We start from the raw sequence: 24,321 nt of genomic DNA, 5'->3' as shown, positions 1-24,321 counted from the left end.
CCAGTGACTACTGCAACCCTTTCCCTTACCGAGCTCACGGCCGCGGCCACGAAGGGAGCGAAAGCTTCCGCGGCTGCCTCGGATGCCCGGCGCGCGGCCTGGCTCAACGCTGTGGCCGATGCTTTGGACGCCAACGCCGCCGAGCTCGTCGAGATCGCGGATTCCGAGACCAGCCTGGGCGCCGCCCGCCTCACCGGCGAAGTGGCCCGCACCACCGGCCAGCTGCGCCTGTTCGCCCGGGTGATCACCGAGGGCTCTTACCTTGAGGCCATCATCGACCACGCGGATCCGGACTCCACCCCGCCCAAGCCGGACCTGCGGCGCATCCTGCGGCCCATCGGACCGGTTGCGGTCTTCTCCGCCTCCAACTTCCCGTTCGCCTTCTCGGTTGCCGGCGGCGACACTGCCTCGGCCCTGGCCGTGGGCTGCTCCGTGATCGTCAAGGCGCACTCGGGCCACCTCCGGCTGTCGGAACGGACGGCGGAGATTGTGGCAGAGGCGCTGCGCGGCGCGGGCGCTCCGGACGGCCTGTTCGCCCTGGTGAGCGGCCGCGAAGTGGGAACAGCGCTGGTCCAGGACCCCGCCATCAAGGCCGTGGGCTTCACAGGGTCCATCCCCGGCGGCCGCGCCCTCTTCGACCTGGCCACGTCCCGCCCCGATCCCATCCCGTTCTACGGCGAACTGGGCAGCCTCAACCCGGTAGTGGTCACGGAGGCAGCCCTGGCGCAACGCCCGGACCAGCTCGCTGCCGGGCTCGCAGGATCCTTCACCCTGGGCGCCGGACAGTTCTGCACTAAGCCCGGCCTGGTGTTCATCCCGGCTGGAACTGACTTTGCCGCGAAAGTGGCGGCGGCCAGCAAGGACAAGCCTGCCCTGGGCATGCTCACCAGCCGGATTGCGGAGGCCTACCCGGACGGCCTGCGCAGCTTCGCGTCCGTGGAGGGCGTGAAGGTGGTCAGCGGCACCGTGGCCCAGGACGCAGTGTCCGACGGCGCCGCACCCGTGGTCTTTTCCACCTCGGCGGCAAAGGTCCTGGAGCGCCCCGGGGAGCTGCTGGAAGAGTGCTTCGGCCCCACCACCATGCTGATCGAGTACTCGGGCCAGGAGGAGCTGTCCGCGGTCCTGGCCAAGGTGCCGGGCAGCCTCACCGCCACCGTGCACGCCCAGCCGGGCGAGGACGTGTCCGGCCTTGTGGGCCAGTTGTCCGAGCTGGCCGGCCGCGTCCTCTTCGACGGCTGGCCCACCGGTGTGGCCGTCAACTGGGCACAGCAGCACGGCGGCCCCTACCCGGCCACCACCTCGCTGTTCACCTCGGTGGGCGCGACGGCGGTCCGCCGCTTCCAGCGTCCGGTTGCCTACCAGGATGCGCCCGAAACGGTGCTGCACCCGGCCCTGCACGAAAGCAACCCGCTGGGCATCCCGCGCCGGGTCGACGGGGAACTCGTACTTCCCTGACAACGCTCTCTCACTGAATGTCGGTTTAACCGAAACGCTCTATCAGTTGTTGCCGGTAATACAGCTTCAACTGATAGAGCGTTTCGGGTTTTGCCGCAGGAACTGAGCGAGCGTTGTGGCTAGAGCTGGAGGGTGGCCGGCCGCTCCAGTCCGTTGACCGCCGTCGAGGGCCAGCGGGGGTCGACGGTGAGGACCCGCAGGCCCGTTGCGGTGAGCTGGACCGTGTCCTCGATCTTGACGCCGGGCCCGGACGGGTTCCAGGTGAAGGCCTGGTCCAGGACCACTGTGTCCGTCGCGGCGGCCGTAACCCGGGGGTCACGGCCCGCGTAGCCGGCGGGACCGCCCTGGTGGTGCTGCTCCCATTGGTCCGCGCCGAAGCCGTGCCGGGCGTAGGAGGCCTGGATCTCGGCGAAGATCCGGTCCAGCCGTGCTCCGGGGACCGTGGCGTCGAAGATGTCTGCTTCCACTGCGGCGATGCGTGCCTCGGCGTCGCGCTCTTCCGCCGTGCCGGCGTCGAACCTTACCCAGCGGGTGATGTTGGCAACCAGGCCGTCCCGACGGGCGCAGACGACGGCCATCGCGCGGCGGCCCAGGGGCGAGTGCGTGGCCAGCGGGTGCCGGAACCCGCTGCGGCTGCTGCCGTTGCACAGCAGGACCAGGGGCTCCGCGCCGGCGGCGACAACCCGGCCGGCCAAGGCGGACACCAGCTCGAACTCCGTGGTCTCCGGCCGGGCCGTGGAGAGGACGTCCGTCATGATCACGGCAACCTCGGCGCTGAGCCGGGCATAGCGGGTGCTCTCGGCCGGGAGCAGCTGCTGGCGTGCGGCGCGCAGCTCCGACGCCACGTCGGCTTCGGCCAGCGGCGCTGTGCCACGCCCGGCTGTGCCGCCTTGGGCGGCAGTTCCACCCGGGCCAGTTCCAGCCGAGGCAGTACGTCCGACGGCGGCAGCGGCCTCGTGCAGGTTGCCGTACCAGGGCACGGAGTGCAGGGCGACGCCGGCCGGCAGCTCCTCGGCGGCGATCCGGCCGGCCTCATTGTTGAAGGTGACGAGGTGGTCGCCCTCGCGGTCCACGAGAAGGGCGGCGATCGGATCGCCGGCCAGGCTGATGTGCACCCGGCTGCCGTCCAGGTACCACGTCAGCGCGGTGTTGGTGGTCAGGAGCAGGGATTCCCGCCCTTTGGCGTCAAGGATGTCCAGCACGCGCCGGCGTTTGATGGCGCGGTCCGCCGCGGAGGCCGGGGCCGTCCTGCCCGAATGCAGCGTTTTGTCGGCTGTGGTCTGGCTCATGAACGGTTCCCCTGCTGGTTGATGAGTGCTTCGATGTCGGTGGTGCCCAGGATCCCGTCGGCTACGAAAACGGTGATGCTGCGCTGGACCGGACGGCCCGGTTCGGCGATGACCGGGGTGTCCCAGGCGAGGGATTGGCCGACGCCCGGGTAGCCGTCCACGCGGACGAACCAGGGGTCGGTGGAGCCCTCGGCGGCGACGAAGACGAGCGTGGCGCTGCCGGCGGGTGCCCCGGCGCCTGATGCCCCGCCGACTGGCGCGCCGCCGTCGAACTTTCCGGCCCAGGCGAGCCAGGGCGTCACTGAACCGTGCACCCCGGACTCGCCGGAGCCGGCGGACGTCCATACGGTGGCGGCCTCACACGCGGGCAGCCGCCAGAAGAACCCGCCGTAGCCGCCTTCAAGGCGGCCGTTGGAGCCGGGGCTGCCGAGGCTGACGGGCTGGCCGCCCGCGGGGGAGAGGGCGAAGTCCAGGGACATTCGCCAGATGGACGGGCTGACGCCGGACCAGGTCCAGGTGCGCTCCTCGACGAGCACCGGCGCGCCGTCGGGACCGTTCCAGCCCAGGAGTTCCTGTAGCTTCCCGTCCCGTCCGCCCGTCCGGGCAGCTGTTTCTTCGACGAGGGTGTCCCGGACCGTGATGCTGCCGTGGTCCGGGCGCCAGACGTACTGGCCGGCTTCACGGGTATAGGTACGGCCGCCCCAGAAGTTGATGCCGTCCACGTCCTGCAGCGCCACCCCGACGCCGAGATGCCACACGTGGTCAAGCGGCTGGTGGTCCGTCACCACCGTGCCCGCCAGGGTCCGGACGGGATGCAGGTAGGGGCGGGGCGAGGACACTGCCCGGATCCGGCTGCCGTCCTGGTACCCGGCAACGGGCTTGCGGTCCACAGTGAGCGTGCGGGCCGGCGGCAGGTCCCGGGCCCAGCGAACACCCAGCTCGGCGAAGGTGGCCTGGGCCTTGAGGGCCCTTTCGATGACGGCTGCGACGCCGTGAACCACGGGGTGGGCGTCGTCGCCTTCGCCCTCCCAGGTGACATGTTCCGGCGGGATGGGCTGCGGCGCCGGGGTCGTCCGGATGGCTTCCAGCACTGTAGTGAAGGCGCCGGTGTCCGCCAGCGAACACAGCAGCGGCGTGCCCGTGGAGCGCGCGGCCAACAGGTTCTCCAGCAGGTCCGTACGGCCGAACGTCTCCCGGCGCTCGCCGTCCGCGGTGCTGAAGACCACCTGGTCCTCGGTGTAGAAGAAGGTGATTTCGCCCTGGGTGCCGTGCACCGTCACGGACGGGTTCTGCTGCTCCGGCGCGCACAGCGTCAGCCCGCAGGTGACGGTGGTTCCGCCGGCGGTGCGCACGCGGAGGACGGAGGTGTCGTCGCTCTCGGTATCGTGTGCCCGGTACAGGTCCGTCTCCACCGATTCCACGTCCGCCAGGGTGTGCGCCCCGGCCAGGTGGAGCGCCGTGGCCACGGCGTGGGCCAGGGCGTTGGTTGCCACCCCGTCCACCACGTCGGTGCCGTCCAGGTTGCGCTTTCCGGCCCAGCGGGAGCGCTTGAAGTACGCCTTGCTGCGCACCCATTCGCCCCTTGCGCTCACGCCGAGGATGTCACCGATGCCGCCTGATGCGACGTGCGCCCGGATGGCGGGAAGCGCGTGGGAGCCGAGGCTTTGGAAGCCCACCTGGACCAGGCGTCCCGCGGTTTCGGCTGCTGCCAGCACTTCCCGGAACTGGGCCAGCGAGGCCACCGGCGGCTTTTCCACATAGACGTCCGTGCCCGCTGACAGGGCTGCGAGGGCCAGGGGAGCATGGGTCTGGATGGGGGTGGCGAGAATGACGACGTCGACGCCGGGGTCTGCTGCCAGCAGTTGGGCCAGGCTGTCGAAGACAGTTACGGATTCAGCGAGCCGTCCAGGGGCCGGCGGGTTGGGGTCCGCGACGGCGACGAGTTCCACGGTGCCGGCCTGTTCGAGCCTGGCGAGGTTGGCGAGGTGTTGTTCGCCGAAGCCGTGGACGCCCACCAGGGCGATGCGCTGGACGCCCCCGGGGGCGGCACCTCCGGCGGCGTGGCGGCCGCGCTGCGCTGTGGCGGATTGATCAATCATGAGGTGGGTCCTTGGTAGCTGAAGGGAGGAAGGGTTTTGGGGTCTTTGGCGCCGAGCGAGGCGGACAGGAAATCGATCGCTTCCTGTTGCATGCCTGCGGTGAAGACGTGGACCCCGGGCCAAAAGCTCCCGGTGTAGCTGTCGGGGCTGTGCAGGGACTCCAGTATGCGGTGGGCGCCGCGCATGCCGTCTTCAGGGAAGAGCTGGTCCGCCAGTGCGTACTGCACCAGCAGGCGGCGGGCCGCGGCCCGGGCGGAGAGTTCCGGCAAGTCACCCAGCTTCCACAGCCCCGGCGTCTGCAGCAGCCATGAATGGGCGTCGAGGTAGGCGGGCAGAAGCGACTGGAAGGTGGTCATCATGCACGTCACCACGTAGCTCTTGATGCGGGGGCTCAGTGCGGCGAGGGCCAGGGACCGGCCCCCGCCGCCGGAGAAGCCGATGCAGCCGAGCCTTTGCTGGTCCACGTCCGGCAGCGAGGCGAGGATCTCCAGGGCAGCGAGGTCGTCGTGGGCCACCATCCCGGCGAGGCTGGTGCCCAGCAGGCCGGCGGTCTTGGCCACGGTTTCCTCGTGGAATCCGGCGGCGGCGTTGTACACGTCGGCCTCGGAAGGTACGACGCCGTCCTGCCGCCACTGCGCCTGCCTCGCCTCCAGTGCGTCGGCCGTCCGCCAAGCCGGAACCGATAGGTCAAAACGGCGGCTGCCCCAGCCGAACGTGTCGTGGGCCAGGACGGCGGAACCGGCACGGGCCAGGTCCGTGGCCAGGGCGCGGCCGTCGTAATGGCCGGCCCGGGCGTTTTTCGCGGAGGGATGGGACTTGGGGAGTTCAACCAGCCGGTCCGCGCCGCCGAACTTGTTGCCGCCGTGGCAGTGCAGTGCCAGGATGCCGGGCAGCGGCCCGGAAGCGCCGGCCGGGCGGATCAGCCAGCCCGTACTCCGGGGACCGAAGCCAAGCTGCCAGCTGAGCTGGGAGGTGGTGACGCCGTCGTATGTCTCCTCCCACTGGACGGTCACGTCAGGAGACGGCAGCGCCCCGGGCACGCCGAGGGCGTCCGCAAGTTCCTGGGCTGCAATGGTGGCAGCCTGGTAGCGGGGGTGCTGCTGGACATAGGCGGGCCAGTCTTCGTAGCCGGCGATGGCGCTGGGCCTGACGCGCTGGCTGCTACCTGTCATTGGCTGGCCTCCTGTTCCGATGTGGTTTTGATGGCGTGGATCAACCGGGGACCAACCGGGGGTCAGGCCGGTTTGGAGCTGGCTTCTTGAAGCCCCTTTCGCGCCGCCCTGCGGCGAGATCTTCCCGAACAGCACATCCGCGCCAAGAGAGATTCCGTGAGACGAAATCGCACTGTTGCGTCCCCTGGGCCCTTCGATTCTATTCATAGTGACAGACCACGCGGAAAGCGTTTTCTCAAAATCTAGCAAAGGGCTATACACGAGTCAAGAAACCGTTTACTTTGGTACGGAGCCGCTTTTTCAAACCCCCACCTCCCGGCGGCGCGGGGCCTCCCACTGCCAATAACTTGGCGGGGATGCCGCCCCGCAGCGGGAGCACACCTCCGCCCAGGGCGGAAACACCAACGTGGAGGCCACGATGACCAAAGGAGACCACATGGCCGCTAAGCACATACCGCAGGTACCGCGCCCGGCAGGAATGCCGGCAGCGGCGGTGCCATCAAGACGAATGGGGCGCCACCAGTGAGCGCCATCAGCGAACTCAGCTCCATTACCCGGCGAAAGGGCAAACTCACCGCCGCGGAAAAGAAGGCCAACGGCAGGGACAACAAGGCCGCCTATATCTTCCTGCTGCCATGGCTGGTGGGCCTGGTGGCGATCACCATCGGCCCCATGCTGATGTCCCTGTACCTGTCCTTCACCGACTACAACCTCCTCCAGCCTCCGGAATGGGTGGGCCTGGACAACTTCACCCGCATGCTCACGGACGCCCGGCTGCACAACTCGCTTGGCGTGACCTTCACGTACGTGTTCATCGGGGTCCCCCTCCAGCTTGCGGTGGCGCTGCTGATTGCCCTCGTCCTGGACAAAGGCCTGCGAGGCCTGCCGTTCTACCGCTCGGTGTTCTACCTGCCGTCCCTGCTGGGCGGCTCGGTTGCCGTCGCTATCCTCTGGAAGCAGATTTTCGGCACCACCGGCCTGGTGAACCAGGTCCTCGCCATGTTCGGCATCCAGGGGCCCGGCTGGATTTCTGACCCGAGCACGGCACTGGGCTCGATTATCCTGCTGCACGTCTGGACCTTTGGCGCCCCCATGATCATCTTCCTGGCCGGCCTGCGCCAGATCCCGAACATGTACTACGAGGCAGCCAGGGTTGACGGTGCCACCACCCTCCAGCAGTTCTGGCGGATTACCCTCCCCATGCTGAGCCCGATCATCTTCTTCAACCTCGTGCTGCAGATCATCGGGTCCTTCCAGTCGTTCACCCAGGCGTTCATCGTCTCGGGCGGCAACGGCGGCCCTTCGGACTCCACGATGTTCTTCACCCTGTACCTCTACCAAAAGGGCTTCGGCCAGTTCGACATGGGCTACGCCTCCGCCATGGCGTGGATCCTGCTGGTGATCATCGGTGTGTTCACCGCCATCAACTTCATCGCTTCTAAGTATTGGGTTTTCTATGACGACTAAGCTGGAGACGCTGCCCGCCTCGGACAAGAAGTCCGGAGGTGCCGGCAAGCCTACGAACCATCGCAAGCCCCGCGAGTCCCGCGGAACACTGGCCTTCAGCAAGGCCCAGCGCGGCAAGGCCCTGATGAAGCACGCCGTCCTGATCCTTGCCGGCGGGTTGATGATCTACCCCCTGCTGTGGATGGTGGTTTCATCACTTCGTCCCAACGAGCTGATCTTCCGCGAACCCGGACTCTGGCTCAACAGCCTGGAAATGAGCAACTACACCTCAGGCTGGTCGGCCCTGACGCATCCCTTCGGCCACTACATGATCAACTCCGCGATCGTGGTGATCGGCTCGATCCTTGGCAACCTGGTCTCCTGCTCCATGGCCGCGTACGCCTTCGCCCGTCTTCAGTTCACCGCGAAGAAGCTGCTGTTCGGCATCATGCTGCTGACCATCATGCTGCCGTTCCATGTGGTGATCGTTCCCCAGTACATCCTTTTCTCGCAGATCGGCTGGGTGAATACGTTCTGGCCGCTGATCGTGCCCAAGCTGCTGGCCACCGAAGCGTTCTTTGTCTTCCTTATGGTCCAGTTCATCCGCGGCATTCCCCGGGAGCTGGATGAGGCCGCAAGGATCGACGGCGCAGGCCACCCCCGCATCTTCCTGCGGGTCATCCTGCCGCTGATGGTCCCGGCCCTGGCCACCACCACAATCTTCACGTTCATCTGGACGTGGAACGACTTTTTCGGCGCCCTGATCTACCTGACGGACCCCGACATGTTCACGGTTCCTGTCGCACTGCGCGCCTTCGTGGATTCGCAGTCGGCTACGAGCTGGGGATCGCTGTTCGCGATGTCCATCGTGTCGCTCCTGCCGGTCTTCCTCGTGTTCCTCTTCGGCCAGCGGTTCCTCATCAAGGGCATTGCCACCACAGGCATCAAATAGCAGTCCCGGCTTTTACACGCCTCCCTCGCCGGCCGCGGTACTAACTGCGCTGCAGGAAGCGGCCCGTCCGCCGACGGGCCGCTTCCGAGGTCCATAACATTCTGAAACATCTTGTAATACAAGTTTGCTACTTGTATTCTTAGACCAAGAAAACGGTTTCCCGTTTCGGTGCCACCTCGTTTGAGATTCATCCCCGAACTCCAGCCCCAGCACCAAGATCAAAGAAGATCGGAGCACCAATGCCGCTTTTTTCCCGCTCTGCCCCTGCTGCAGCCAAGCAGCCGGCAGCAACATCCTCCACGGGCGGACGACGCCGCCGACGTAAGACTGGTGTTGCAGCAGCTGCTGCCGCCGTCGTCATGGCTCTGAGCCTCAGTGCCTGTGGCGGGGGATCCGGTCAACAAAACGCTGACGGCCCCGTCGAACTCCGTTTCTCCTGGTGGGGCGGCGACAAGCGGGCCCAGCTGACCCAGGAAGCCATCAAAAAGTTTGAGGCCGAAAACCCCAACATCAAGATCAAGCCGGAATTCGGTGACTGGAGCGGTTATTGGGACAAGCTTGCCACCCAGGTGGCGGCGAACGATGCCCCGGACATTATCCAGATGGACGAAAAGTACATCACCGAGTACTCCAGCCGCGGAGCCCTTCTTGACCTGTCCAAGTACGACATCGACACCTCCAAGCTCGACGAAGCGGCACTGAACGCGGGCAAGGGCGAAGACGACCTGACTGGCATCGCGGCCGGCATCAACGCCGCCACCATCCTGGCGAACCCGAAGGTTTTTGAGGCTGCCGGTGTTCCGCTGCCTGACGACTCCAAGTGGACCTGGGAGGACTTTGGGCGGATCGCCTCCGAGGTCACTGCCAAGTCCCCGAAGGGCACCTACGGCGCTGCCGCCTACGGGACCGACGAGGCGTCACTCGGAGTCTGGCTACGCCAGAACGGCAAGTCCCTCTACACCTCCGATGGCAAGCTGGGCTTCGAGCCGGGCGACATCGCCGAATGGTGGGCGTTCCTGAAGCAGCTCAGCGAGAACAAGGCCGTTCCGACCGCATCCGAGGTTGTGGAAGCTGAGGCCGCCCCGCTTGACCAGTCCGGACTCGCCACCGGCAAGAACGGCCTGGCATTCTGGTGGTCCAACCAGGCTCCTGCCTTGGAGAAGGCATCCGGCAGCGACTTGAAGATCCTGCGGTTCCCCAGCAAGACCGGGTCATCCGCCGATGCGAAGCTTTGGTACAAGGCTTCCCAGTTCTGGTCCGCGTCCTCACGCACCAAGCACCCTGAGGAGACCGCCAAGTTCATCAACTTCCTGGCCAACGACGTCAAGGCCGGCGAGACCCTGCTGGCTGACCGCGGCGTCTACCCGAACTCCGAGGTCCGTGCGGCCATCGAGTCCAAGCTGACCCCGGCAGACGTGAAGGTGGTCAAGTTCATCGACCAGATCAAGGACGAACTGGGCGAAGCCCCCGCGCCGCCGCCGAAGGGTGCCGGGGCCATCCAGGAAATCATCAAGCGCTACACTTCCGAGGTTCTCTTTGAGAGGCTGTCCACGGAGGAAGCCGGCAAGAAGGCCCACGCCGAAATGAAATCCGCAATCAGCAGCTAGTCTTCACGCCGCCAACACGGCTTGGGACAACGTGGGTGGGCGCCTCCTCCGCCCACCACGTCCGACGGCGGGCGGCAGCTTCGCCCCGGCTGGAACCATCAGGTTCCAGCCGGGGCGGAGCTGCCTAATCTTGTGGCGGCCAGGGAAGGGCGCTTTCCCTGGACCGTGGCCGTCCGACACCTGCTCCTTGCGCATGGACGCGTTCTCCCCGCCTATAGACGCGCGGCGGCATTACCCTTCCCGGGAGTTGGACGGCATCGTGGGGTGGCGACTGTGCGACTGCCGGGGCCCGGGCGGGGCGGGCCGGATGTGCACGAGTGGGGGGCTCCGCTCCCTGGTCCACCTGGTGTGGCCCCCTACCGTCTTCCTGAGGTACCGGGAATGTTCCGGGGAGGGGTGGTGCGGTGGAACAGTAGGTGTGGCCGGTTGGGGTGGTGGTTGCCACTGTATGCCGCGGGCCGGGCACGCGTTCTGCCGCCCAGCCGCCGGTTTCCTTGGTGTGGTTGCAGGCTTCGCAGAGGCCTTGGCCGTTGCCGGCGCTGGTGGCTCCGCCGCTATGCCAGGAAGCGATGTGATCGTGGTGCCTGATGGGGGCGTCGCAGTACGGGGTGCGGCAGGTTTCGTCCCGGACTTGAAGGAAGCGCTTCAGCCCCGCCGGGAAAAGCCGGGCTTTGGCATCCATGGCCAGCAGGTCCCCGCTGCCGGGGGCGGTGTAAAGCCGCCGGACCCACACATCAAGCTCGCGGCGAACAGCAGCGGCGTGATCGCCCGCGGCGCCCTCGCCTCCGGCACCGTCGCCGGCGGTGCCGTCAGCGGCAGGAGAACCGGCGCTGCCGGTGCTTGGGTCTGTGGCCGGCATTCCCGCGGCCGATGTACTGGCAAGGGCGATGTTTCTGGCCGAGTCTGCGGGAATGGTGCCGTACCCGGGAAGCCGGGCGGTCTCTGAATCGGCCTGGAGCAGGGCGCGGTCGGTCATAACGAGCTGAATCTCCACCCCGCTGATGCCGGCCGGGGTGCCGGTAACCCTGTCGACGAGGGTGTCGGCCATAACTTGCCCCCGGGACCGTTCGTCTCCTGCAGAGCGGGCGGCATCGGCGTCCCTGGCCAGGGCGGCGTAGGCGGCGACGCCTTGGGCAACGGGGAGCATCGCGGTCAGGTAGGTCATGGTGTCAGGGGCCGGGCGAAGGCTCACGGTCCGTTCGGTAACCGCTCGTGCGGCCCGCTTTGCGATGGAGCGGGGGTCCCGGCGGTACGCCGCGGCGCGGACTGCGGCGACGATGGCGCGGTCGCCGGCGCCGTCGAGCGTGCCGGTGTCGGCAGCGAGTTCCTCATCCACGCCGGCACGGTCCTCCACCGTGAGGCAGATGGTTTCCTTCACGATCAGGGTGGCGCGCCACTCGTTCAGCTGGCCGCTCCGAAAGGCGGCGAAGGTGCGGGGCATGCCCGTAAGGGCTTTGGCCAGGCCCAGCAACCGGGACCCCCTGGCCGGGGATTCCCGCCGTGCCAGTGCGATCTGCGCCGCGACACCGGCGCCCTGCTCATCCACGGGCACGCCGGCGTCAGCCTGCTCCTGCCGCTGCAATAGATCGAAGGCCACAGCAAGCCGGGCCTGCTGCGCGCCGGCCAGGCATTTCAGGTCCTCCCACTGCCGCATCTGCTCAACCATCCCCGCACTATCGCGGGCCACAGGAATACCAGCCAGAACGGCCAATGCATCAGCGAGGGTCGGCGCGGCAGGCAGGGACGCAGGCGCGCCTCCGGAAGCCGGAACAACAGGCGTTGGGTGGGGTGTACCGGCAGCGGTGGGAATGGCACGCGATGCGTGGGGTTTATCGGCAAAGGTCGGAATGGCAGGGGATGAGTCCGGCTTATCCCCTTCGATAACCACAGGCGAGGGCTGCGGCACGCTGGCAGCAAGGGGCACCCGAGGCTCCGCCCCCAGCACTGCAACCGTCCCCAATACCGCTTCCATAGCCAAAGTCTTCCACCAGGGTGTGACAACGACAGCCACCAAAAGCCCTATGTGGAAAACGGGAAAAGCCGCTCCGCCCTGTGCCGCTCCGCCCCAAGCCGCCCCGCCTCCAGGCCGCCCTGTAGCAAAGCGGAACGGCGACGCCAAAGGAGGCGCCGCCGTCGCACGTTCTTAGGCGCGGGTGACTAGCCCTCCGCAACTACCGCCACGCCGCCCGCCGGGACCAGCCCCGGAAACGGTTCGCCGGTCAGCAAATCCTGGCCGGATGCCTCCACGGCGGCATCCGAACGCGTGTGGTTGATCGCGAAAAGGAAGCCCTGCCCGCCGGCAGAGCGCCGCCGCACCAGTTCCACACCAGGGTCGGCCGCAGCAGCGGGGGCCACACCGGACTCTTCCAACAGCCGGTCCACCACGGAATCAATGCCGTCGGGATCGGGGAACGTGGCCAGGTACCAGGCCGCTCCCGAACCCACGGCCCGTCGCGTGAGGGACGGTACGCCTTCCAGCGGATACTCGGTAAACGCCTGCATGGCTTCCGCGCCGGCCAGGTGGACGTGCTCGCTCCAGATGGAAGAAACGGTCCCGTCGCTCAGCTTCAGCTGCGACCCGGCCAGCAATGGATGGAACTCCTCAACCCGAACGCCCAGCAGCTCCCGGAAGGCCCCTGGATAGCCGCCCAGCCGGACGTGGTCCTTCCCGTCCGCGATCCCGCTGAAGTAGCTCACCAGTACAGTGGCGCCGGCGGAGGCCGCGGCGGAAATGTTGGCCGCGGCCTCGTCAGTGACGGTGTACAGGGTGCACACCAGCACGAGGTCGTATCCATCAAGGGAAGCGGAAGGGTGCACGAAATCCACGGACACGCCCCGAAGGAACAGCGAGCGGTGGAAGGCCCGCTGCAGGTCCAGGTACCGCACATCAATGCTCGGTTTGGAGTCGATCTCACTGGCCCACCAGGCCTCGTAGTCGAACACGATCGCAACCCGGGATTCCACTCGCGAACCGCGCACCGGAGCCAACCGCTTCAGGTCCGCCCCCAGTTCCACCACCTCGCGCCACACCCGGGTGTCCCGGCCGCCGTGCGGCACCATGGCCGAGTGGAACTTCTCCGAGCCGGCGAAGCTCTGCCGCCACTGGAAAAACATCACGGCGTCGGCACCGCGGGACACGTGCGCCAGCGAGTTGCGCAGCATTTCCCCGGGCATCTTGGGCCGGTTTCGCGGCTGCCAGTTGACGGCCGACGTCGAATGTTCCATCAGGATCCACGGGTCCCCTTCCGCGATGCCGCGGGTGAGGTCCGCGCTGAACGCGAGTTCGATGTGCCGCTCCGGATCGGCGGCCACGAGGTAGTGGTCGTTGGCGATGACGTCCAGGTCCTTGGCCCAGTCAAAGTAGTCCATGGACCTGGTGGCGCTGGAAGCCATGAGGTTGGTGGTGCACGGCACGCCCGGTGTGACTTCCCGCAGGACCGCCACGAGTTCGCGGTAGTAGTCCATGAGTACCCAGGAGCTGAAGCGCTGGAAGTCCAACTGCTGCCCCGGATTCAGCGTGGAAGGCGCGGCTGCGGGCGGCAGGATCTCCTCGAATGAGCCGTAATGCTGGGACCAGAACGCCGTGCCCCAGGCGGCATTCAAGGCCGCGATGCTGCCGTACCGCCGCTCGAGCCACAGGCGGAACGCGGCGGCGTCTTCCTCGCCGTAGAACTCCGAAACGTGGCAGCCCAGTTCGTTGTCCACGTGCCACAGCGCCAGGGCGGGGTGGTCCTTGTAGCGCTCCGCGAGCATCCGGGTGATGCCGCTGGCGTAGCGGCGGTAAACGGCCGACGACGGAGTGTAGTGCCGCCGTGACCCCGGGCCCAGCACGGTTCCGTCAGCCGTGACCGGGAGGATTTCCGGATGCTTCCGTACCAGCCATGCCGGGGGAGCTGCGGTGGCGGTGGCCAGGGCGACCTTGACGCCGATGCCGTGGAGGTTGTCCAGCACCTCATCGAGCCAGCCAAAGTCGTACTTCCCTTCGGCGGGTTCCAGCAGTGCCCAGGAGAAAATTCCCACGCTCAGGAAGTTCACGCCCGCTTCCCTCATCAGCTCCAGGTCCTCCAGGCGGACGCTGACGGGCCACTGCTCTGGGTTGTAGTCCCCGCCGTAGGCGATGCCTCCGCTGTTGTTCCAGACGCTGGCCGGCTGGGGGATATCCTGCGAATCCATGGGACTCCTTCATCTAATGGAGGGCTGTGGCACTGGGAGAAAACGTGTTCTTGGAAAACGCTTGCCCATATTCATGGAAAACGCTTGCCCGCAGCCGGGAATGCCGATATTGTATCGATTCAGAAGCCGTGTAAGCCAGCTCACTACTCCCGTTGCAGGTGGGCGACAGCATTGCACAGATCGAGCAAGGAGGCTCCCATGATCAACAGAAGGCATTTCCTCACCACCGTGGCCGTCGGCACCGCATCTGCTGCGGCCCTCGCGGCGTGCGGAACGGGCTCCAGCTCTTCCGGAGGGGCCGGCACCGCCGAGAAGCCCGTCACCATCAATTACACCTGGTGGGGCAACGATGACCGTGCGGAGCGCACCCGCAAGGCCATTGCCCTGTTCGAGTCGAAGAACCCGGATATCAAGGTCAACGGCAACTTCACCGACTTCGCCGGGTACTGGCAGAAGCGTGCCACCGAAGCTGCCGGCGGCGGCCTGCCCGACGTTATGCAGTGGGACCTCTCCTACTTGCGGGATTACGGCCAGCGCAACCAGCTCCTGGACCTGGGTACCGTCAAGATCAACACGGATGCCTTTGACAAGTCCCTCCTGCCGTCCGGCCAGATCCGGGGCAAGACCTACGGCATCCCCACCAGCACCAACGCCTTCGCCGTCTACTACGATCCCGCCAAGCTGGCCTCCCTGGGCATTGCCGAGCCGGACGGCACGTGGACCTACAAGGAGTACAACGCCTTCCTCGCCGAAGTAGGCACCAAGGGCAACGGCGCGCTTTTCGGCTCCACCGACTACACCGGCGTCTGGTGGATGTTCAACATCTGGCTGCGCCAGAACAACATCCAAGCGTTCACTGAGGACGGCAAGCTCGGCTTCACCAAGGATGACCTGAAGAAGTGGTGGAACCAGACCGCCGCCCTTCGCGGCACCCCTGCCCTCGTCTCCGAAGAGCGCGTCACCCAGCTCGCCCCCAAGTCCCCCTTTGGCTCGAATGTCACCGCCAGCGAAGTCACCTGGGACAACTTCATGGCCGCCTACCTCGGGGACAGCGGTGCCAAGGAGCTCAAGCTGGTGCCGGTGCCCTCGGATGACCCGGACAACCTGGGCCTGTTCCTCAAGCCGTCCATGCTGATGGTGGCCAGCGCCAAGACCAAGTACAAGGATGCTGCTGCCCGCTTCATCGACTTCATGGTCAACGACCCCGAAGTGGGCAACATCTTCAAGACCTCCCGCGGCGTTCCGGCGTCGAAGACCCAGCGGGACGGCACCACCTTCGAAGGTACTGACAAGCTCGTCGTCGACTACGAAAAGTCGATCGAGCAGTACCTCAAGGACGCTCCCGAGCCGCCCATCGTCGGTTTCGGCACCCTCGAGACATCCTTCAAGCGGGTCAGCTCGGACCTGAACTACGGCAAGTTGACCATCGACGGTGCAGCCGATTCCTGGTTCAAGGAAGCCGAAGACCTCATCAAGCAGAACGCCTGACCAGGCAGACTGACTGACCAAGACGTCCACAACTGACGGAATGAACCCGTGACCCAAAGCCCAACCCTGAGCAGGCGTTCGACGTCGTCCGCCTCCCCGCTGCCGCGCAAGTCGCGGCAGCGGGGGGTGGACGCCCGCGCCGGCTATACCTTCCTGCTGCCCTGGCTGCTGGGATTCATCGCCCTCACCATCGGGCCGATGATTTCCTCGCTGTATCTGTCCTTCACCAACTACAACCTGTTTGATCCGCCCAAATGGATCGGTTTCGACAACTACACCACCCTCTTCCAGGACGAGCGGTTCCTGCAGTCGGTGGGCGTGACCGTCAGCTACGTTGTGTTCGGTACCCCGCTCAAGCTCGCCGCCGCACTGGCAGTGGCGATGCTCCTGAACAGCAAGCGCCGCGGCCAGGGGTTCTACAGGTCCGCGTTCTATGCCCCGTCCCTGATCGGCGCCTCGGTGTCCATCGCGATTGTCTGGAAGGCCATGTTCGGCGATTCGGGCCCAGTGGACCAGGGCCTGTCCCTCTTCGGGATCAACCTGGGCGGGTGGGTGGGCAACCCGGCCATGACCATGCCGATGTTCATCCTGCTGACCGTGTGGCAGTTCGGCGCCCCGATGGTGATCTTCCTGGCCGGCCTGAAGCAGATCCCCAACGACCTTTACGAGGCCGCGTCCATGGATGGGGCCGGGCCGGTGCGGAAGTTCCTCAACATCACCTGGCCCATGCTGTCGCCGGTGATCTTCTTCAACCTGCTGATGGAAACCATCCACGCGTTCCAGATCTTCAACTCGGCCTACATCATCTCCAACGGTGAAGGCGGCCCGGCCGGCTCCACCCTCTTCTACACTCTCTACCTCTACCTGCGGGGCTTCAGCGATTTCCGGATGGGCTACGCCTCGGCCATGGCCTGGCTGCTCCTGATCGTGGTGGGCATCCTGACCCTGATCATCTTCCGCACGTCCAAGTCCTGGGTCCATTACAGCGGTGATGCAAAATGACAACCATGGCAACCCCCACCCAGTCCGCCCGCGACGCACAGGTGCCGCACTACAACCCGAAATCCGAATCAGCAGGTGCCAAGCGCGCCAAGAGCACCATTTTCCACGTCGTGGCGCTGGCACTCACGGCCGTGGTCCTGTACCCGGGCCTGTGGATGATCGCCTCCTCGTTCAAGCCCAATGCCGAGATCGGCGGCGCGAACACGTCGCTGTGGTCCAACAACTTCAGCTTCGACAACTTCGTCACAGCCATGGACGGGATCGGCGGGGTCTCCACCCTGCAGTTCTTCACCAACTCCCTGATCCTGGCCGTCGGTGCCGTGGCGGGAACCGTCCTCTCCGCGTCGGTCTCCGCCTACGCGTTCGCCCGGATCAAGTTTCCCGGCCGCAGCGTGTTCTTCGGCATGATGATCGCCACCCTGCTCCTGCCTTTCCACGTGGTGATCATCCCGCAGTACATCGTGTTCCAGCAGCTGGGCCTGGTGGACACGTACGTGCCGCTGCTGATCGGCAAGTTCCTCGCCGCCGACGCGTTCTTCGTGTTCCTCATGGTCCAGTTCATGCGCAACCTCCCCGGTGAGCTGGACGAGGCGGCAAGGATCGACGGCGCCGGCCACGTCCGGATCTTCACGTCCATCATGCTCCCGCTGATGAAGCCGGCCCTGATCTCCACCTCGATCTTCTCCTTCATCTGGAGCTGGAACGACTTCCTGGGCCCGCTGCTCTACCTGAACACCCCGGACAAGTACCCGCTGCCCTTGGCGCTGCGCCTCTTCGTGGACCAGACCCAGTCCTCGGACTACGGCGCCATGATCGCCATGTCCGTCCTGGCCCTCCTGCCCGTGCTGATCTTCTTCCTGGTGTTCCAGCGCTACATCGTCGAAGGCGTCTCCACCCAGGGCCTCAAAGGCTAGTGCCGGGAACCCGAGACAGAAAATGAGCGTCATGGACGGCACCACACCCGCCCCCAACCATCACGAACCCGTCCCGGTGAACCGCTTCGCACTGTTCTCCGAGACCCTCCTGGCCGGGGTGCTGGTCCTGGTGCTCTCCGTCCCGCTGGTGACGATTCCCGCCGCGTACGCGGCGGGAATCGCCCATCTGGAACGGCACCTCTCCGGCCGCGACGATTCCGTCCGCGGCCTCTGGGGCACGTTCAAAGCTGCCCTGCCCGGCAGCTGGAAGCTGGGAATCACGACGGCGGCAGCCGCCGTCGTGATTGTCCTCAACCTGCTGCTCGCGTGGGTGGGGCAGCTGCCCGGCCGCGAAGTGGTCCTGCCGGCCACCCTGATCCTTGCCGCCGGGGCGGCCATCCTGCTGCTGCGCACCGCCGCCGGGTGGCCTGACGCCGCAGTCTCTTCAAAGGATGGCAAGAGTGCCTGGCGCTTGGCGCTCGAAAATGCCCAATCGCTGTCCGTCAGGGACTGGACCGGATCGCTCCTGCTGGCTGCCGCACTCTTCGGGGCAGTGGTTTTCGTCTGGATGCTCGCAGCACTCTTCGTGGTGGTTCCCGGCACCCTCATCCTCGCCGCCGCGGCGGTCAAACTGCGTTCCGCCCGCTGACCATTTTTCCTGGTCCTGCCCGCCACTATTGAGTTGAGTCCGACGTGTCTTCCGACCGCCAGCGTTCCGAACAGTCCGTCCATTCCCCGCAGGACCAGCCCCGGTGGTACCAGCCGCTGACGCAGCGGAACTACCGGCTCTTCCTGGCCCTGGTGTTTGCAGGGAGCGTGGGTGTGTGGATGCAGCGGCTCGCCCAGGACTGGCTGGTGCTGCAGCTGACCGGCAGTCCCGCCGCCGTGGGCGTGGCCGTTGCCCTCCAGTTCCTTCCCATGCTGGTGGTGGGGCCCCTGAGCGGCCTGCTGGTGGACATGTTTTCCAAGCGGCGCATCATGCTGGCCTGCCAGGCCGTCGTTGCCGTCCTGGCCCTGGGCCTGGCGGCCTGGGCGGCGACCGGCACCATCACCGTCTGGGCTGTCTACGCCAGTTGCGCTGCGCTCGGCGTGACGTCGGCCATCAACCAGCCTGCCATCCAGGTGTTCGTTAACGAAGTGGTAGGCGACGCCGCCCTCCGGCCCGCTATCGGCCTCAACAATGCAACCGGCCAGCTGGGCGCCATGGCGGGGCCGGCCCTGGCAGGAGTTGTCATTGCGCAGGCAGGAACGGCCGCGGCGTTCGCGGCGAACTCGTTGCTGTGCTTGCTGGTCCTCGGCCTGATCGCGGCCATCCGTCCTGCCGAGCTGCACACAAGCGTTCCGGTGGTTCGCGGGCAGGGCCAGCTCCTGGCCGGGTTCCGCTACGTCCGGGAACGGCCTCCGTTGCTGCTGGTCATTGCCCTGGCCGGGCTGTTGGGTGTGTTCGGCATGAACGGGCCGGTGGTCTTGGCGGCGTTCGCCGAGCGGGTGTGGCACAACGGCGTTGAAGGGTTCGGCCTCTTCAATACCGTCAGCGCCCTCGGTGCCCTGGCCGGAGCGCTCCTGGCAGCCCGGCTGAGAAGCCTGGGCCGGAAGGGGATCGTGGCCGCCGCCGGCCTGTTCGGGCTCTCCCAGTTGGTGGCTGCCCTGATGCCCGACCTCGTCCTCTTCACTGCGATGCTTGCGGTGGTGGGCCTCATGACCCTCCTGTTCCTGACCAGCGCCGCCACCGCGGTCCAGCTTGAAGCCGGGCCGGAAATCCGTGGCCGCGTGATGGCCCTCTACCTTCCGCTCCTGCTCGGCGGCCATGCCCTGGGCGGCCTCCTGGCCGGCTGGTTGACCGAGCAGTTCGGCGTGCGCCTCGGCTTGGTGGCCACCGGCGCCGGAGGCATGCTGTCAGCCGCCGTCATCGGATTCCTGCTCTGGCTGAACTCCCGGAAAACCTAAGCCCGCGTACGGCGCGGGTGCGGATCACCGGGACGGCGAGAACGTCCAGGTGCCGGCAAGGACGCGGAACTCCACCTTGGCTGCACCGCTGGCCGTGCCGCCGTCGGGATGCATGCCCGGTTTCGCGGCACTCGCCGGAGCGGAATGTTCGACGGCGGCATCCGCCGCAGCGTCCTTAGTCCGGGACGTGACCCGGTACCTGCCGGCCGGCAGCCGGACAACTGCGGTGGTTCCGGCCGGAATGGTGCATTCCAGCCGCACCAGCCCGTCTTCCCGGCTCCAGTTGGCCTCCACATATCCGTTCGCCGCAGGCACGGAGCCGCGGGCATGTTCCAGCCGGCACAGCGGTGGCTCGAGCACCAGCCCGCAGCCTCCCGGTGAGCTGTATCGGACGCCCAGCAGGTGTTCAAGGATCTCCTTGGCCACGGATGCCGACCAGGCGTGGGACTGGCTGTAGTCCGTTCCCTCCACCAGGTCCCACGCCTCCCAGGTGAAGGTGGCACCGCGGTCCAAAAGACGTGCCCAGCCGGGCTGGTCCTTGTCCGTCAGAAGGTCCAGCACGGCGTCCGTCAGCCCCTGGGAAAGGAGTGCGCGAACCAGGCGGTGCACGGTCATGGGCCCCTGCATCATGCCCAAGGCGGCGATCCGCCGGGCGTCAGAGGCCGCCAGTTCCGGCTCGGTGATGCCCAAGGACAGCGGAAAGGATGTGGCGTGCTGTGAGGCGTGCGAGCTGGGTGTGCCGTCGGCGTGCAGGCCGTCCACCATCACACCGTCCACGCGCAGGCGGGCGCGGATTGCGCCGGCCAGGTGCCGGGCAGACGAGGCGTAGCGGATGGCGGCCTCGTGGTCGCCCGCCAGGCTGCAGAGCCGGGACGTGGCGACGAGTGCAGAATAGGCCTGGGCGTTGACGGTTGTCTTGGCCGCGCACTCCATGTCGTAGCCGAACCGTCCGGGTTCGGGCCAGTCCACGATGCCGTGCAGGTAGGGGCCGGAACCGCCGCCCAGCCGGGTGACCAGTCCCGCCGTCGGACCATCTGCCGGAATGTGCCGCAGCGCGTAGTCCGCGGTGTTGCGGCAGTGCGGCAGCAGTTCCCGGACCAGGGCGAGGTCCCCGGTGCGCAGATGGTACTCCTCGGCCCACTCGGGAACCATGAGGGAGAAATCCGGGATGTCGCGCTTGCCGTCCCCATTGGGGTATACCGCGTTGTAGCGGCCCCGGTCTTCGCCGTCTGTCCAGTACCGGGCCGCCGACCAGCCGAACTCCCGCAGCGCCTGGGCGGTATAGGCATGTTCCCCGAAGAGCGCCATCGTGGCGTAGGAGATGTTTACGGCGTCCGCCAGGAACTGGCCCTTCTCCCGCGTAGGGGTGTCCACGAACTGCTCCTGGACGCCGAACAGTGCTGAGTCCCGCAGCAGCTTGAACACATCATTCAGGGCGGGATCCGAACTGCTGAAGCTCCCCTCGCCCGGATGCCGGCCGTGCACCACCAGTGCGCCCAGCCGGTTCACCTCTGCGGTGTCCAAGCCGGGAAGCTCAAGGTAGCGGAAGCCCAGGTGCACCGTGGCCCGGAACTGCTGCGGGCCCGCCGACTGCGTATACGGGAAGGACATGTCCGTGTTCTGGCTTGCCGTCCTTCCGGTGTCCACCCGTCCGTCGGACCGGAGGGTGTAGCCGGTACGGATCATAAGGGTGCGGCCGGGAACGCCGTCCAGGAAGTCCACTTCGGGGCGCCCGGGAAGGACCTGGCCGAAGTCCGCCACCAGCGTGCCGTCGTCAGCCGCCAGAAAGGCCTTGGGCGCCGCGAATTCCTGGGCAAGGAAAGTGCGGCGCGGGTGCAGCCGGGGAAATTCCGGTGCCGGGTGGCCGCCGTAACTGATCGCGGCGGGCAGGTCATCGGCGGCGGAGGGAGCCGCGGCGGCAGCATGCCCGTCCAGGTGTTCCACGGGGTCGCCCTCGTCGTTGCGGTACCCGGACTGCCGGTAGGGCGCCTCGCCTGCGGTCCAGTCCGCTCCGGAGCCGAACACTTCCCGGCGGCCGTCCGTGTACTGCACGCTGATGTGGACCAGCAGGCCGGGCAGTCCGGCGGCGCGGCCTTGGCCCGGGCCGTACCAGTGGAGCAGGGCCGTCAGCGGAACAGCTGTGGCCGGAGGCTGGGCGGCGAGCAGCCCGGTGACGTCTGCGGCGTCGTAGTAGCCTTCGCCCGGATAGCCGAAGGATGTTGTGCTCAAGCAGGCGGTACCGGCCAGGGAGAGCTGCGCGTGGTGGTTCGCGGCCAGGAACACCCGCGCGCGGCGCACTGTACCGGTCAACGTCAGGGTGGTCCGGAACAAGGTCCATTCATCCGGCTGGCGGTGCGCCGTAGTGGAACTCCAGTGGGCAAGGCAGGCGCGGGCGTGGTCCCCGGCGGCGTTGAACTTGTGGTCCAGCAGCAGGGCGCTGGCGCTGGTGATGCGAAGGGACGCGTACTCGGCCTGGGTCCGCGGACCCTGGTGCAGGGCGAGTTTGCCGGCGGACCCGGCAGCGGCCGGCTCATGCACGGCCAAGAGTTCCACACCGTCCAGGGAGACTCTGATGGCCAGCCCGTCATCAGTGACCACCAGGTCCTGCCACGAGCCGGACGCCAGGTCCTGCCACGAGCCGGACGCCAGGTCCTGGCGCGGCAGCCGGGCCGTGGCCAGCTCGGCGGTCTCCGGGGCGCCCGGGGCGGGAATGTCCCATTCCGGTGCATGCCGCAGGACCACCTCGCCCGCCGTGTTGAGTTCCAGCAGCAGGCCTGTGCCGGGTCCGTTGCTCCGCAGGATCAGTCCCGCCCATCCCATGGCCGGCCGGACGCGGGCTTCAAGGCGGAAGCTGCGGACAGGCGGGCAGGGAACCGGCAGGAACGGCGAGCCCGCCACCCGCAGGGCGTTGTCCAGGATTTCCAGGGGTGCGCGGCCGCCGGGCACCCTCCTGATCCAGTCCGCCTGCCAGGAAGGATCGGCAAGCCCGGTGCTGAAAGGCTGCGCCGCGGACCAGGCCCCGGGCATTCCTGCTGCGTCGCGGACCCGCACGCGCCAGGCATAGTCTGTGTCGTCGTCGAGCGCTGGCCCGCGATAGGGGACGCCCCGCTGGGCGGCGGAGGGGACCGGCCCCGAACTCCAAAACTTCACCCCTTGTGAGTCTTCCACCGTGATTTCAAAGCCGGTCTGCAGTGCGCGCGCCGGGTCTGCGCCCTCCTGCTGGGCAAGTTGCCAGCTGAAGGTGGGCCGCGGCGTGGCCGTCAGGCAGGCCGCGAGGCCGTCGGTCAGGAGGTTGACGGCGTGCAGCTGGCCGGTGGCGGTGGCTGGTGCTTTGCGTGCCGGGGCCTTTCCTGCCCACTGCCGGCGCATCAGGAAACCGGCAGGCTGAAGGCGTGAGGGGCACGGGTGGCCCACGGCAGGCCCAGCTCGCTGAACGTGGCATGCCCGCGGCCGGCACGGTCCAGTGCCGACTCGATGTCAAGGACGACGGCGCGGGCTGCTTCACCTGCCCCCTCCCACCGGACGTGCGCATCACCGATGGGCGCGGGCGGCGGAGCGGTCCGGACCGCTTCCAGGACCAGCATGAATGCGCCGCTGTCCAGCAGCGGGCTGGTCAGCGGGGTTCCGCCGTTCCGGTGCGCCAGGAGGTTCTCGGTGAGGTCGTCGCGGCCATAGGTTTCCTCGGAGGTGCCGGCCTCCGTGGTGACGCTCAGGCGGTCCTCCGTGTAGTGGAACACGGCAGTTCCGGCTGATCCCTGGAGGGTGACGCAGGGCTCCACCGATTCCGTCGCGCAGATGGTGAGGGCGCAGGTGATGGGCAGGCCGGACACCGTGCGGATACGGATCACCGAGGTGTCATCGGACTCGATATCGTTGGCACGGTACAGCTCGGTTTCCACGGACACCACATCAGCCGTGGTCCGTGCCCCGGCGATCCTCAACGCCGTTGCCACGGCATGCGCCAGGGGATTGGTGGCCACACCGTCCACCACGTCCACGCCGTTGATGCTGCGCTTTCCGGCCCACCGTGAGCGTTTGTAGTACGCCCGGTCGCGGACCCAGCGGCCCGTGGCCGAAATGCCCTGGAGCGTGCCGATGGTGCCGTCCGCCAGCAGGTCTTCGATGGCCTGAAGGGCATGCGAACCGAGGCTCTGGAACCCCACCTGGACGCTTCTGCCCGATGCCGCGGCTGCGTCACAGAGCCGGTTGAAGTCCGCCAATGACGCAACGGGAGGCTTCTCCAGGTAGAGGTCCGCGTCTGTCCGCAGGGCCGCCAGCGCCAGCGGGGCATGGGTCTGGATGGGGGTTGCCACGATGACCAGGTCCAGCGTCCGGGTGGCGGCGAGCAGCTCGGCCAGCCCCGGATAGACCGCGGCCGACGGCGGGAGGGAACCGGCTTCCGGCGGCTGCGGGTCCGCCACGGCAATGAGTTCGACGGCGCCTGCCGCCTGGAGCCGTTCAAGGTTGCGGAGGTGGTGGGTGCCGAAGCCGTGCACGCCGACGAGGGCCACCCTGGCTGCCCTGCTGCCGCCCATGGCAGGCGCCCAGGCCCCGGCGGACGCTTCGGCGGGCGTTTCGGTGGAACGGGTGCCTCCTGGCGTTCCCATGGTTCTCCGTTCTGCCCGGCGGGCACTGGCCGTTGCGCGAGCAGGATTCAGCAAGCGCTTTCCACCAACCAGTGTGCGGGACGGGAAGGGTTGGAGTCCAGTTATGTAACGATTCAAAAATTGGCTTGACCCGACCGCCTCAGGGGGTCTAGATTTTCGAGAAACCGATT

The 24,321-nt window shown here is 67.1% G+C and carries 16 protein-coding genes; 9 read left to right on the top strand and 7 right to left on the bottom strand.

Annotated features, from left to right (window positions below):
- Positions 1-3: 3 nt before the first annotated feature.
- On the top strand, positions 4-1,455 hold the full coding sequence (locus tag SMD14_RS16620) for an aldehyde dehydrogenase (NADP(+)) (protein ID WP_321214367.1): 1,452 nt from the start codon (positions 4-6) through the stop codon (positions 1,453-1,455).
- Between the two features lie 119 nt (positions 1,456-1,574).
- Here SMD14_RS16620 and SMD14_RS16615 read toward each other — a convergent pair whose 3' ends face one another.
- Genes SMD14_RS16615 through SMD14_RS16605 form a run of 3 tightly spaced genes read right to left on the bottom strand, consistent with a single transcriptional unit; the run spans position 1,575 to position 6,015 of the window.
- Positions 1,575-2,744 (bottom strand): M24 family metallopeptidase, encoded by a 1,170-nt coding sequence (locus SMD14_RS16615; protein WP_321214366.1) that lies wholly within the window; start codon positions 2,742-2,744, stop codon positions 1,575-1,577.
- Positions 2,741-4,843: a DUF6807 family protein gene (locus SMD14_RS16610; RefSeq protein ID WP_321214365.1), complete on the bottom strand. Its 2,103-nt coding sequence runs from the start codon at positions 4,841-4,843 to the stop codon at positions 2,741-2,743. The genes SMD14_RS16615 and SMD14_RS16610 overlap by 4 nt, the downstream gene beginning before the upstream one ends.
- Positions 4,840-6,015 carry an acetylxylan esterase gene (locus SMD14_RS16605; protein ID WP_321214364.1) on the bottom strand — a complete coding sequence of 392 codons (1,176 nt, stop codon included), beginning with the start codon at positions 6,013-6,015 and terminating at the stop codon, positions 4,840-4,842. The genes SMD14_RS16610 and SMD14_RS16605 overlap by 4 nt, the downstream gene beginning before the upstream one ends.
- 522 nt (positions 6,016-6,537) lie before the next feature.
- Here SMD14_RS16605 and SMD14_RS16600 point away from each other — a divergent pair.
- The 3 genes from SMD14_RS16600 to SMD14_RS16590 all read left to right on the top strand — a co-directional run bounded on the left by SMD14_RS16600 (position 6,538) and on the right by SMD14_RS16590 (position 10,020).
- Entirely contained in the window at positions 6,538-7,482 is a 945-nt protein-coding gene (locus tag SMD14_RS16600; protein WP_321214363.1) for a sugar ABC transporter permease, read from the top strand.
- Positions 7,472-8,413: a carbohydrate ABC transporter permease gene (locus SMD14_RS16595; protein WP_157241190.1), complete on the top strand. Its 942-nt coding sequence runs from the start codon at positions 7,472-7,474 to the stop codon at positions 8,411-8,413. The genes SMD14_RS16600 and SMD14_RS16595 overlap by 11 nt, the downstream gene beginning before the upstream one ends.
- A gap of 239 nt (positions 8,414-8,652) precedes the next feature.
- Complete coding sequence (locus SMD14_RS16590; RefSeq protein WP_321214362.1) at positions 8,653-10,020, top strand: extracellular solute-binding protein; 1,368 nt, start codon at positions 8,653-8,655, stop codon at positions 10,018-10,020.
- A gap of 124 nt (positions 10,021-10,144) precedes the next feature.
- Here SMD14_RS16590 and SMD14_RS16585 read toward each other — a convergent pair whose 3' ends face one another.
- Both SMD14_RS16585 and SMD14_RS16580 read right to left on the bottom strand, forming a co-directional pair.
- Complete coding sequence (locus SMD14_RS16585; protein WP_321214361.1) at positions 10,145-11,686, bottom strand: HNH endonuclease; 1,542 nt, start codon at positions 11,684-11,686, stop codon at positions 10,145-10,147.
- A gap of 491 nt (positions 11,687-12,177) precedes the next feature.
- Positions 12,178-14,193, bottom strand: coding sequence for a beta-galactosidase (locus SMD14_RS16580; RefSeq protein ID WP_321214360.1), 2,016 nt, complete (start codon positions 14,191-14,193; stop codon positions 12,178-12,180).
- A gap of 198 nt (positions 14,194-14,391) precedes the next feature.
- On the opposite strand from SMD14_RS16580, the gene SMD14_RS16575 reads away from it, so the two are divergent.
- The 5 genes from SMD14_RS16575 to SMD14_RS16555 are packed head-to-tail and all read left to right on the top strand — an operon-like array spanning position 14,392 to position 19,544.
- A complete protein-coding gene (locus SMD14_RS16575; protein ID WP_157241198.1) occupies positions 14,392-15,681 on the top strand; it encodes an ABC transporter substrate-binding protein in 1,290 nt (429 codons plus the stop codon).
- Between the two features lie 48 nt (positions 15,682-15,729).
- Positions 15,730-16,683, top strand: coding sequence for a sugar ABC transporter permease (locus SMD14_RS16570; RefSeq protein ID WP_321214359.1), 954 nt, complete (start codon positions 15,730-15,732; stop codon positions 16,681-16,683).
- A complete protein-coding gene (locus SMD14_RS16565; RefSeq protein ID WP_321214358.1) occupies positions 16,680-17,597 on the top strand; it encodes a carbohydrate ABC transporter permease in 918 nt (305 codons plus the stop codon). The genes SMD14_RS16570 and SMD14_RS16565 overlap by 4 nt, the downstream gene beginning before the upstream one ends.
- Before the next feature lie 22 nt (positions 17,598-17,619).
- Positions 17,620-18,246, top strand: coding sequence for a Poxvirus protein I5 (locus SMD14_RS16560; protein WP_321214357.1), 627 nt, complete (start codon positions 17,620-17,622; stop codon positions 18,244-18,246).
- Positions 18,247-18,290: 44 nt separating this feature from the next.
- Positions 18,291-19,544: an MFS transporter gene (locus tag SMD14_RS16555; RefSeq protein ID WP_321214356.1), complete on the top strand. Its 1,254-nt coding sequence runs from the start codon at positions 18,291-18,293 to the stop codon at positions 19,542-19,544.
- Positions 19,545-19,568: 24 nt separating this feature from the next.
- On the opposite strand, the gene SMD14_RS16550 is transcribed toward SMD14_RS16555, so the two are convergent.
- Both SMD14_RS16550 and SMD14_RS16545 read right to left on the bottom strand, forming a co-directional pair.
- A complete protein-coding gene (locus tag SMD14_RS16550; RefSeq protein WP_321214355.1) occupies positions 19,569-22,913 on the bottom strand; it encodes a family 78 glycoside hydrolase catalytic domain in 3,345 nt (1,114 codons plus the stop codon).
- Positions 22,913-24,151 carry a Gfo/Idh/MocA family oxidoreductase gene (locus SMD14_RS16545; protein WP_321214354.1) on the bottom strand — a complete coding sequence of 413 codons (1,239 nt, stop codon included), beginning with the start codon at positions 24,149-24,151 and terminating at the stop codon, positions 22,913-22,915. Before SMD14_RS16545 ends, SMD14_RS16550 begins: the two co-directional genes overlap by 1 nt.
- Positions 24,152-24,321: the final 170 nt, after the last annotated feature.

The organism is Pseudarthrobacter oxydans (genome assembly GCF_034258515.1).
Lineage (GTDB): Bacteria > Actinomycetota > Actinomycetes > Actinomycetales > Micrococcaceae > Arthrobacter.
The sequence above is the reverse complement of the archived record's forward strand: the minus strand, read 5'-3'. Positions and strand labels throughout refer to the sequence as shown.

What these genes read in the sequence shown, in the direction of transcription:
- SMD14_RS16615 (WP_321214366.1), bottom strand. Translation starts at nt 2,744, where the DNA reads ATGAGCCAGACCACAGCCGACAAAACGCTGCATTCGGGCAGGACGGCC.
- SMD14_RS16610 (WP_321214365.1), bottom strand. Translation starts at nt 4,843, where the DNA reads ATGATTGATCAATCCGCCACAGCGCAGCGCGGCCGCCACGCCGCCGGA.
- SMD14_RS16605 (WP_321214364.1), bottom strand. Translation starts at nt 6,015, where the DNA reads ATGACAGGTAGCAGCCAGCGCGTCAGGCCCAGCGCCATCGCCGGCTAC.
- SMD14_RS16595 (WP_157241190.1), top strand. Translation starts at nt 7,472, where the DNA reads ATGACGACTAAGCTGGAGACGCTGCCCGCCTCGGACAAGAAGTCCGGA.
- SMD14_RS16590 (WP_321214362.1), top strand. Translation starts at nt 8,653, where the DNA reads ATGCCGCTTTTTTCCCGCTCTGCCCCTGCTGCAGCCAAGCAGCCGGCA.
- SMD14_RS16585 (WP_321214361.1), bottom strand. Translation starts at nt 11,686, where the DNA reads ATGGTTGAGCAGATGCGGCAGTGGGAGGACCTGAAATGCCTGGCCGGC.
- SMD14_RS16580 (WP_321214360.1), bottom strand. Translation starts at nt 14,193, where the DNA reads ATGGATTCGCAGGATATCCCCCAGCCGGCCAGCGTCTGGAACAACAGC.
- SMD14_RS16575 (WP_157241198.1), top strand. Translation starts at nt 14,392, where the DNA reads ATGATCAACAGAAGGCATTTCCTCACCACCGTGGCCGTCGGCACCGCA.
- SMD14_RS16565 (WP_321214358.1), top strand. Translation starts at nt 16,680, where the DNA reads ATGACAACCATGGCAACCCCCACCCAGTCCGCCCGCGACGCACAGGTG.
- SMD14_RS16560 (WP_321214357.1), top strand. Translation starts at nt 17,620, where the DNA reads ATGAGCGTCATGGACGGCACCACACCCGCCCCCAACCATCACGAACCC.
- SMD14_RS16550 (WP_321214355.1), bottom strand. Translation starts at nt 22,913, where the DNA reads ATGCGCCGGCAGTGGGCAGGAAAGGCCCCGGCACGCAAAGCACCAGCC.
- SMD14_RS16545 (WP_321214354.1), bottom strand. Translation starts at nt 24,151, where the DNA reads ATGGGAACGCCAGGAGGCACCCGTTCCACCGAAACGCCCGCCGAAGCG.